The organism is Streptomyces sp. HSW2009 (genome assembly GCF_040240285.1).
Taxonomy (GTDB): Bacteria; Actinomycetota; Actinomycetes; order Streptomycetales; family Streptomycetaceae; genus Streptomyces.
The window spans coordinates 1-10,237 of the sequence record NZ_JBEHZD010000275.1; the positions used below are offsets into that span (position 1 = coordinate 1).

Annotated in this window: 6 protein-coding genes, 1 pseudogene and 1 riboswitch; of the genes and pseudogenes, 6 read left to right on the top strand and 1 reads right to left on the bottom strand. The window is 75.2% G+C overall.

What is annotated here, in order from left to right:
• Positions 1–454 precede the first annotated feature (454 nt).
• A complete protein-coding gene (locus AAHZ94_RS20055) occupies positions 455–946 on the bottom strand; it encodes an Asp23/Gls24 family envelope stress response protein (protein WP_349994350.1) in 492 nt (163 codons plus the stop codon).
• 554 nt (positions 947–1,500) lie between these two features.
• Here AAHZ94_RS20055 and AAHZ94_RS20060 point away from each other — a divergent pair.
• From AAHZ94_RS20060 to AAHZ94_RS20085, 6 genes and pseudogenes are all read left to right on the top strand, one after another.
• Positions 1,501–2,175, top strand: coding sequence for a GNAT family N-acetyltransferase (locus tag AAHZ94_RS20060; RefSeq protein ID WP_349994351.1), 675 nt, complete (start codon positions 1,501–1,503; stop codon positions 2,173–2,175).
• 756 nt (positions 2,176–2,931) lie between these two features.
• Positions 2,932–3,843, top strand: coding sequence for a DUF6227 family protein (locus tag AAHZ94_RS20065; RefSeq protein ID WP_349994352.1), 912 nt, complete (start codon positions 2,932–2,934; stop codon positions 3,841–3,843).
• 598 nt (positions 3,844–4,441) lie between these two features.
• Complete coding sequence (locus tag AAHZ94_RS20070; RefSeq protein ID WP_349994353.1) at positions 4,442–5,596, top strand: PP2C family protein-serine/threonine phosphatase; 1,155 nt, start codon at positions 4,442–4,444, stop codon at positions 5,594–5,596.
• Positions 5,597–5,794: 198 nt separating this feature from the next.
• Positions 5,795–5,924, top strand: a riboswitch (cyclic di-AMP (ydaO/yuaA leader).
• Positions 5,925–6,220: 296 nt separating this feature from the next.
• Positions 6,221–7,390 carry a M23 family metallopeptidase gene (locus AAHZ94_RS20075; protein ID WP_349994355.1) on the top strand — a complete coding sequence of 390 codons (1,170 nt, stop codon included), beginning with the start codon at positions 6,221–6,223 and terminating at the stop codon, positions 7,388–7,390.
• A gap of 227 nt (positions 7,391–7,617) precedes the next feature.
• A complete protein-coding gene (locus tag AAHZ94_RS20080) occupies positions 7,618–8,589 on the top strand; it encodes an aldo/keto reductase (protein ID WP_349994354.1) in 972 nt (323 codons plus the stop codon).
• Between the two features lie 1,134 nt (positions 8,590–9,723).
• Positions 9,724–10,237: pseudogene (locus AAHZ94_RS20085) on the top strand (hypothetical protein); the annotation flags it as partial.

The window sequence follows — 10,237 nt, forward strand, 5'->3', positions numbered from 1 at the left end:
CCCCCGCCGGCGGCCCCCCCCCCCCCGCCCCCCGCCCCCCCGCCGCGCCCGCCCCCCCGCGCGCCCCCGCTGGGGGGGGCCCCGGCCCCCCCCGGGGGGGGGGTGGGGGGGGGGGGCCGGGGCCGGGCCCGGGCCCCCGGGCTGGGCGCCCGGGGGACGTGGGCCGGCGTGGGACGGGGACTGCGGGACGCCCGGGGCGCGGCGGGCCGCCGGCCGCGGCGGGTTGCCGTGGTGGGTGCTGCGCCGCTGGCTGCTGCGCGCTGAGTGCCGCGTGCCGCGTGTGGTGCTGTGTGCCGCGTGTGGTGCTGTGTGGCGGCGTGCTGCTGCCGGGTGGTGCGGCGGGCCGTGGGGCGTCGTACGGGGCGTCGGGTGGGGTTGTGACCGGTCGGCCGGTCGCGGTGAGCGTGGGGACGGGGCGGCCGGGCGGGGGTTACGGGACGGGTTACTTGACCGGCTACTGGACCCGGGCCTCGTCGTCGTCCTCGTCGTCGAACGGCAGGTGCACGTCGATCACCGCGATGTTGACCTCGACCACTTCGAGGCCCGTCATGCGCTCGACGGCGGCGATGACGTTCTCCCGGATGTCGCCGGCGACATCGGTGATCGGGACGCCGTACTCCACGACGATGTCCAGGTCGATGGCGGTCTGCCGCTCGCCGACCTCGACCTTGACGCCGCGGGCGACGTTGGGGCGCCCGCCGGGGACGCGGTCGCGGACGGCGCCGAGGGTGCGGGCGAGGCCGCCGCCGAGGGCGTGCACGCCGGCGACCTCGCGGGCGGCCATGCCGGCGATCTTCTCGACGACGCCGTCGGCGATGGAGGTCTTGCCCCGGGTCGCGGGCTGGCTGTCGGCACCGGACGAACTCTCCAGCGTGGTACCGGTGGTCGGCTTGGCCTCACCGGTGCGGGGCTCGTTGATCGCGGCGGTGGCCGTCTTCGTCGTCATGAGGGTTGCTCTCCTTCGGGTCTTTGCTGGTGTTCTTGGGTGTGCGTGGGGTGTTGCGGGTTGTTGCGCTGGCGCGGCTTGCTGGGTTGCTGCGGCTGCGGTGGTGCCCGGTCACGCGGGGCCGTGGTTCTGTTGTCCGTCGTACGCGGCGGCTGCCGGGGCGTCTTGGGCCGGTCGCCGTCCGGTGTTCGTCTTGCGTTCGTCCACCCGCCTCCGTACGTCGCCGTGAGCCCGCCGTACGTCGCTCCGCGGACTCCCGGAGGTGACCGCCGGTGCGCCCGGACGGCGGGACGCTGACGGGTACTTGGAACCCCGCTTGCCCCGAACGTCACGCAGGAATCGAGAATTTTCTGCGGGCCGGTCACGCACCGGCTGCCCGCGGGCTCGGTCGGTGCTCGGGAACGGCGGCGGGGTTTCGGTGTCCGGATCGGCACCCGATCCGCGCCGGTCCCGCGGCGTCATGGCACCGGCACCGGTCACCGGCCGCAGGTCCGTGCGATGTCCCGCTCGTATTTTTACCGGCAGGAAACACGTGTTCGACACAATTGCGCCGCATGGAGATCGATGCGGAGACGGGTGCGGGTGCGGGGAGCGGTACGGGCGTGGGCGGGGGCGTCACTGCGAGTAGCGCGGTCGGCGGCACGGTCGGTGGTTCGGGCGGTGGTTCGGCCTGCGGCGCGGCCGGCAGTGCAGCCGGCAGTGCAGCCGGTGGCGCGATCGGTGGCGCGGCCAGTCCTGCGACCCGTCGCGCGGTCGGTGCGGCCGGCGAGGCCGATGGGGTGGCGCTCGCCGAGGTGCCGTGGGCGCATCCGGACGCCGTCGCGCTGCGGGCCCGGCAGCGGGCCGAGATCGCCGTGCTCTACGGCACCCCGGACAGCGAGCCGGGGCCCGCGCCGTCCGCCGCGGACAGCGCCGTGTGCCTGGTGGCGTACGGGCCGGGTGGCGCGCCCGTGGGGTGTGGCGGGCTGCGTGCGCTCGGCGCCGGGACGGGTGAGGTCAAGCGGATGTACGTGGTACCGGACCGGCGCGGTACGGGAGTTGCCGGGCGGCTGCTCGGCGGGCTTGAGGAGTGGGCGCACCGGCAGGGCTGGGGCGCCCTGCGTCTGGAGACCGGTGACCGACAGCCGGCCGCGGTGCGCTTCTACACCCGCTGCGGCTATGTCCGGATACCGAACTTCGGCCCGTACGCGGGAGGTAACGCGTCCTGGTGCTTCGAGCGTCGGCTGTGAGGTAGGGGGTGGGGGCGCGGGCGGGGGAGCCCGGGTGGGCCGGCGGGTGGTCGGCGGGGGCGGCCGGGAGCGCCGCCCTGGCGCGGGTTTGCGCGGGCGAGGGGGCCGGCTGGTCGGTCGCGGCGGGCGTGCGGGCCGGTGCGGTGGCGGGGAGCCGGGGCCCGTGGCGGGGCGCCGGAAAGCCCGGTGGCGGGGCGCCGGAGGGCTCGTTGCCGGGGCGTCGGGGCCCGTTGCCGGGATGTCCCGCCCGTACGGGCCGCGTGTCGTCGCCGAGGGCGGACGGGCCCGCCGGCTGGTGCGGCCGTGGGGCCGGGCGGCCGGCGTGGTGGCGCCGTACTGGCGGGGCGGTGGTGCGGGGGTGGCGGGGCGGCCGGCCTCGGGCGGGGCGCATTACACCCGACGTGATGCGGGCGGCTGGGGGAGCACCGATTTCGCGTCAGTCTTGATCGGCCTCCGCCGCGCGCCCGGGGTCGGAATTTGCGGGTGAGCACGGGCAAACGCCCGGCGGGCCCGAGCGGCATATGCCGGGGCCGGGGCGCACGCCGGCGCATCCGGAACCCGTCGCAAGGGGGTGACGGGACGCCGGGCGGGCGGGGTGTAGGGGTGGCGCAAGCCATGGCGCGGAACCGTCGCACGGTGGCGAACCTGCGATGGCTTCGAGAAAACCCGTCCCGTGGCTCGTATCCACTTCGCTACCGTAAGTGGCGAGGGGGTCGCTGGGGGGCGCGGCGTGGCAATGGTCGGGAGGAGAGGAACGTGGGGCACGCAACACCGGGCGGCGAACATCCCGCTGAGCACCTCGACGGGCTGCTGGCCCGCGCCCAGAACGGCTTCGAGATCGACGACGCGCTGGCCGCCAGATTGCGCGGCGCACTGATGCACCAGTCGGAGCTGCGCTCCTGCCGCCAGTGCAACGGGCGCTCGGCGCCGGTCGGTTGCAACACCTACCGCCACGTCTTCCTGCTGCCGGACGGCAGCAGCGAACTCCTGTGGGAGCTGGAGCACAACACCTCACCGGTGTCCGACGCGGGCCCCGCGGTGCGGACCCAGCCGCTGGACGGCGAGGTGCGTCAGGACCGGCCGGGCGGCGCGGAGGCCCCGGCCGCCGAGCGCGCCCCGGCCGCGGTGACCGCCCCGGACCCGACCCCGACCGCCCCGGCCCCGGTCAGCTACGAGCTGTACGCGGACGAGCGCTCCCTCGAAGTCGCCGAGCGGCGGATTCACGAGCGCATCGGCGGGGTGCTCTGGGACGAGCTGGAGAGCATCCCCTTTTGGTTGCCGGAGCAACTACGTACGCCGGTCGGCTCGTTCGCACCGCAGCGGGCGTACGCGATAGACGACTCCGCCGACCACGCCCGCCGGGTGCTGCGCCGCGCGGAGAACCCGGACCGTCCTGGCGAGGACGTCCGCGCCCTGCTGACCACGGCGTTCGCCCATGACATCGCCCTGGCCACCAAGCCCAGGCTGCGTACGGGCAACCCGGACACCACCTGGTGCCGCTACTACGAGCACGCGTTCTTGCTGGTGGGCGGGGCCGAGGTGGTGCTGTGGGAGTTGGAGCACAATCTGACGTCGGACGGCCGGCTGGTGTGCGAGGTGTATCTGGACGAGGCCGCGGCGGAGTGCGCGGCCGACCGGCACGCCCGCGCGCTGGGCGTCGAGCTGTAGCGACCGGGAAGTCGTGGGTGGGTGGGGGCGGGTGACGGCCCGTTGTGCGGCGCAGTTGCCTCGCCCCCGCCGCCCCCGCGGTCCGTCTCCGTTCCTTGTCTCGTACCCCGCTGCTCTCCCGGGCCGCGCCGGCCCGCGGACTCGTACGCGCACCCGCCGCCCTGCCCCGCCTCGCCGACCGGCCGTCCGCCGTCCGCGTATCCGGCGGCCTCGCGCGCGTACCGGCCTGTCATGCGTTCCGCGCGTACCCGCCGGCCGCGGGTGGTGTCACCCGGTCGGCGTCCGCCGTCACTGACCGTCGCCGGCCGGCTCGGACCGTTCTCGTACGCCCCTGGACGCTCCAGCGCCTCCGCACCTCTCCCGGTCCCGCCACCCCGTACGCCCCGTCTCCTCCGCACTCCGCCCCGGCGGCGAGCCGCTGCCCCGGTGCGGGCCACCGCCCGTACGGGTTCCGTCCCGGGGATGGGCCGCTTGGGGGGTTGGGGTCGCTCGCGGGGGGTGAGGGCGGGGAGGTTCGGGGTGGTGGTGGGAAAGGTGTGACGGATGCGGGTGAAGGGGCTGTGTAGGGTGCGGGCCGAGCCGAGAGCGGGAGCAGCGCGTGGGGAACCCCGGGTGGGACGGAGCGGAAGCGGAGTCGCCGCGTGCCGCGCGTGCCCGGAATGTCCTGCGCTGGCTGCCTGCCGCCCTGCTCGCCGGCGGCGTCGTCTTCGACCTGCTCACCCCCTCGCACTACACCGCGTCGCCGTTCCTCACCGCCGCCTCGCTGATCGCCGCCCCGCTGTTCTCGCTGCGCTGGACGAGCGTGGTGGCGGCGACCGCCGTCGTCACCTCCGTCCTGCTGGCGTTCGTGCACAGCGCCGCCGACCGGGCCCTTTCGGTGACCGAGGTGGCGACCGTGGCGACCGTCGCGCTGTTCGCGCTGGCCATCAACCGGGTGGTGCGCCGCAACTACCGGCAGCTCGCCACCGTCCGGGTGGTCGCCGAGGCCGCGCAGCGCGCCGTACTGCCCGCGCCGCCGGCCCGGACGGGCGCGCTGCGGATCGCCGCCAGGTACGTCGCGGCGCAGACCGACGCCAGGATCGGCGGCGACCTGTACGCGGTGCAGGAGTCCCCGTACGGCGTGCGCGTGCTCATCGGCGACGTGCGGGGCAAGGGCCTGGACGCGGTGGAGGCGGTCGCCGTGGTCGTCGGGGCGTTCGGCGAGGCGGCGGAGCAGGAACCCGCGTTGGAGGGCGTGGTCGACCGGTTGGAGCGGGCGCTGGACCGGGAGGGCGACCGGCGGGCCGGGCTCGACCAGTTCGAGGGGTTCACCACCGCGGTCATCGGCGAGATCGACGACGTCGGCAGCGGCCGGCTGAGGCTCATCAACCGCGGCCACCCGCCGCCCCTCATGCTGCTGCCCGACGGCAACGTACGGGAACTGGTGCCGGCCGCCGGCGCGCTGCCGCTCGGCATGGGAGACCTGGCGGCCTGGCAGGACACGGTGACGGAGACGGAGTTCCCGGCCGGCGCGACGCTGCTGATGCTGACGGACGGGGTGACCGAGGCGCGCGACGGGACCGGCCGGTTCTACGAGCCGACGCAGCGGCTCGGCGGCCGGCGCTTCGCCAGCCCCGACGGGCTCCTGGACACGCTGATCGCCGATGTGACGCGGCATACGCACGGGCAGCGGGTGGACGACATGGCGCTGCTCGCGCTGCGCCGGTTGGGGCCGGGCCTTGCCCGGCGCGGCGGGCGCGGCGGCGGCCGTTGACTGCGCTGGGTAGTCGATCTTGACCAGGCTGCTGAAGTTCGGTAGGCGGTCCGGCAAAGGCGGTGCCCTATTCCCCAGAACGGCTTGGAATCACACCCGGGCCTCTATTAACGTTCGATAACGCAGCGCGGTCGTCACCGCCGCCGCAAGAGGCGGCTCCGTGCGCCGTCGCCGAATTCCTCAGGCGCGACACCGCCGTTCGCGGCGGGGCCGAGACGAGGGAACCGGGGAACCAACCCTTGGGGTGAATCGGGTCGTCCGCGGCCCGTAGGAGACCTTCCTGCTCCGAACCCGTCAGCTAACCCGGTAGGCGAGAAGGAAGGAAAGGAGCACGCCTCCGTGGCGTCCAACAGGTCTGCCTCCGGCCCGGCTTCTCCCGCGGCCGACCCCGCCGAACACGCCGGCGGTCCCTTCGCCGGGCAGCCCGGCGGGCAGTTCGCTCACCATTCTGGTGGTCAGGTCGCCGGGCACCCCGGCAGCCACGCTGCCGCACTGCCCGGCGGGCCCGGCGCCGCGCACCCCGGTGGTCATCCCGACGGCGGTCCCGGCGGGTTGCCCTTCGCCGGCCGCGCGGACGAACTCCCCGGCGCGGCAGTTGAGATGACGGCCGAGACGGCGGCCGAGATGACGGCAGGGATAGCGCTCGGGGCGGCGTCCGGCGCGGCGCCCGAGCCGGCGCACTGGGGCGGCCCGGCCGCCTGGGGCGCGCCCGAAGACGACGCGCCGGGCAGTGCACCGGGCAGCGCGCCCGGGGAGGAGTGGAACCCCACCGCCGAGAGTGTCGCCCCGGTCCGCGGCCGGCACCGGGTGGTGAAGCAGCGCGGCGGCTCGATGGCCCGCAGCGGTGCCGTGCTCGGCGTCGGGGTCATCGCGGCGGTCGGCGCCGGCGGCATGGCGAGCGCCAAGGACCGCCCGCAGGCCGCCCTGTCGGTGCCCGACCTGGGGTCCGCGGCCGACGCCATCGTCGACACCCTGCCCGACGCCGACCAGCTCCCCGGCGTCGGGTCGCTGCTGTCGGACGGCGGCGGGCAGCAGGCGCCCGCGGTGCACCCGGCGGACCGTACGCCGCTGAGCCAGGCCGGGCTGACCGTCGAGGAGACGGCCAACGGCACGGCCAACGCGGGCGAGGCGCTGCGCACCCGCATCCTCCAGCAGGCCGAGAACCAGCAGAACGCGGCGGAGGCAGCCGAGCGCGAGGCCGCCGAGCGGGCCGCGGCGGCGCGGGCCGCGGCCGAGGCGGCGCGCAAGAAGGCCGCCGAACAGGCCGCGGAGCAGGCGAAGAAGCGGGCCGCCGAGGCCGAGGCCAAGCGCAAGGCCGAGGAGGCGAAGCGGGCGGCGGAGGCCAAGGCGGCGGAGGCCGCGCGCAAGGCGGAGGCCGAGCGCCGCGCCAAGCTCGCCGCCAGTTATGCGCTGCCGGTCGGCTCGTACACGCTGACCTCCACGTTCGGCCAGGCCGGCGACATGTGGTCGGCCAACCACACCGGCCAGGACTTCGCCGCCCCGACCGGCACCCCGGTCAAGGCGGTGCACGGCGGCACCATCACGCAGGCGGGCTGGGCCGGTTCGTACGGGTACCGCATCATCCTCACGCTCCCCGACGGCACCGAGGTCTGGTACTGCCACCTGTCCTCCATGACGCAGACCTCGGGTCAGGTCGGCACCGGCGACGTGATCGGCCGGGTCGGCGCGACCGGCAACGTCACCGGGCCGCACCTGCACCTGGAGGTCAGGCCGGGCGGCGGCGCGCCGATCGACCCCATGGCGTGGCTGCGGGAGCACGGGCTCCAGCCGTAGCGGGGTGCCGGACCCGCGGGGTCGGTGGGGCGGCGGACCCGCGGGTCGGTGGGTGAGGCGTGCGCGCGGGTGAGGTGTCCAGCGCGCACGGCCGGGCGGCGCACACGGCTCGTACGGCCGGTTGGTTGGTACGGCGCGCAGGGCGCGTACGGCGTGGGTGACTCGTGCGGCGGGAGCGGCGGGGCGGGGTGGGAATAGGGCGGTGGGCCGATCCGTTGGGCACGGGCATGGTTGAACACGTATCGAGCACACGGGCCCGCCTGATCGGCGACGTCGAGGTCTTCCCGCTCTCACTGGGCGGCAACGTCTTCGGCTGGGGCGCCGACCAGGCGCAGTCCTTCGCCATCCTGGACGCCTACGTGGGCGCCGGCGGCAACTTCATCGACACCGCCGACGTGTACTCGGCCTGGGTGCCGGGCAACTCGGGCGGCGAGTCGGAGACCATCATCGGCAACTGGGTCGCGGCGCGCGGCAACCGCGACCGGGTCGTCATCGCCACCAAGGTCGGCGGCGCCAGCGGCCCGGACGGCACGCGGCGCGGCCTGTCCGCCGAGGTGATCAAGGCGGACGTCGAGGCGTCACTGACCCGGCTGCGGACCGACCACATCGACCTGTACTACACGCACTACGACGACGAGTCGGTGCCGGTCGAGGAGTTCCTCGGCGCGCTGGACGAGCTCGTCCGCGCGGGCAAGGTGCGGCAGATCGCGGCCTCCAACATCTCGCCGGCCCGGCTGACCGCCGCGCTCGACGCCTCCGAGCGCGAGAACCTGGCCCGCTACGTCGCCGTCCAGCCGCACTACAACCTGGTCTCCCGCGACACCTACGAGGGCGAACTCGCCCGGGTGGTCGCCGACCGCGGCCTGGTCGCGGTGCCGTACTTCGCGCTGGCCGCCGGGTTCCTCACCGGCAAGCACCGGCCCGGGCACCCGGCCGCTGACTCCGTACGGGGCGCGGCCGTGGAGCAGTACCTGACCGGCGAGCGGGGCCCGCGGGTGCTCGCCGCGCTCGCCGAGGTCGCCGCCGCGCACCGGGTCGAGGTCGGCACCGTCGCCCTGGCCTGGCTCGCCGCCCAGCCCACGGTGGTGGCCCCCATCGCCAGCGCCCGCACCCCCGAACAACTCCCGCCCCTGCTGGCCGTCGCCGACCTGGACCTCACGCCTGCGGAGCTGGCGGCGCTGGATGAGGCTTCGGCTTAGGGGAGAAGTGGGGTGGTGGGTTGGTGGGGTAGCGGTTTCTGGGTGGGGCTGGGCGCCGGGTCCGGGGTGACCCGGGTGCGCCTGGGTGGGGCCGGGTCGACCTGGGTGGGTCAGGACTGACCTGGGTGGGTCCGGGTGAACCGGGGGCCCGGGCCTGGGGTGCCGGCCCGCCCGCCACCCGCCGGCCCGCCATCCCCATCCCCCCACTGATCGGTCTTCGCGTCCCCGTCGGCCGCGGCTCCCGTACGCGATGCGGGGCCCGCAGCCGGCGGGGACGTGTGCGTGGGGCGGGGCGCGCGGCCGGCGGGGACGCGCGCACGGTGCGTACGAGGCTGCCGCCGGGGCGTACGAGGCTGCCGCCGGGGCGCCGGGGCGCCGGGGCACGGAGGGGCGGGGCGGCCAGGCCCCACAGATGCCGCAGCGGTGCCGCACCGTGCGGCAGCGGTGCCGCGGGAGCGCCGCCGAGGTGCCGCGACAGGAAACCCGCCGCGTCCGGTGCCTTTCCCCCACGTTTCCTCGGTGCGTACGGCGAAGTGAAAAATGGGCACCGGCACTGTCCGCATTTCTTGGTCACGGGCAACTCGACGCGGTTAAAGGGCAATCGGGCGGGGCCTCGGGGGCACTGTTGGATAGCTTCGGTACAAGGCCGCTTCCCCTGCTGGGGGAGGGGACGGGTCGCCGACCGGCGGGGCCGCGCAACCGGGTGGCCGGGCGGGCAAACGGGCAAAGGGAAAACGGCAATCGCCGGCCGGAGAACACCCCGCTGACCTGGCCGCAATGCGTCGTAATGCGGCCGGATTACGCGCAGCGAACGCGTACTTGGCGCCCAGCGGGACCTTAGTCTGAACCTCTCCATTCCGCCTGGGACGCGTTCACTTACGCGGAACGAACATTGCTTAGCCGGCTTAAGAAGTGACGAGTACGTGTGCTAAGTTCCGGCTACTCGATAGGGCTGCCGAGGGCCGGTGCCGATCGACGTCTGACCAACGTCGAAGGAGCGCCATGCACTGAAGTGATGGGATTGTTCGGCTGCGGAACATTAGCGACTCGCCGGCGTCCCCGCTGACTTGGCAGTCCCTGTTCAGGCGCATCGGCGGTTCGCCGTCGAGCTGACTCCAGGCAAGGGGATATGCCATGGGTCGCATTGTTCTCGTCATCAGTTCGCCCTCGTTGCACCGGCGCGTCGGCGACGCGCTGACCGCGCCCGGCTGGGGCGTCGCGTCCTGGGGCAAGTCGGCCCGGGGCCGGGAGACCCCCGCGGTCGACGTGGCCGTCGTGGAATCGCGCGCACTCGCCGCCGAACCCTCCCTCGCCCGACTCGGAATGCGGGTGATAGCGCTGGTCAACGGCGTGGGCGATCCGTTCTGGCGGTCGCCGTGGCGGCAGTCGGTGGCCGGCGTCGTCGATCGCGACGACCCCGACCAGGGCTATGTCGCCGCGGTCCGCGAGGTGTTGAACGGCCGCGGCTGGATCTCGCCCGAGCTGGTGTCCTGCGCGCTGGCCACGCCCGACGGCCCGCAGCAGCGCACCACCGCACCACCGCCCCCGGCGGGGGGGGGGGGGGGGGGGGGGGGGGGGGGGGGGGGGGGGGGGGGGGGGGGGGGGGGGGGGGGGGGGGGGGGGGGGGGGGGGGGGGGGGGGGGGGGGG

Excerpts from the sequence above, each read along its gene's own strand:
- AAHZ94_RS20080 (WP_349994354.1), top strand. The coding sequence starts at position 7,618 with ATGGTTGAACACGTATCGAGCACACGGGCCCGCCTGATCGGCGACGTC.
- AAHZ94_RS20055 (WP_349994350.1), bottom strand. The coding sequence starts at position 946 with ATGACGACGAAGACGGCCACCGCCGCGATCAACGAGCCCCGCACCGGT.
- AAHZ94_RS20060 (WP_349994351.1), top strand. The coding sequence starts at position 1,501 with ATGGAGATCGATGCGGAGACGGGTGCGGGTGCGGGGAGCGGTACGGGC.
- AAHZ94_RS20075 (WP_349994355.1), top strand. The coding sequence starts at position 6,221 with ATGACGGCAGGGATAGCGCTCGGGGCGGCGTCCGGCGCGGCGCCCGAG.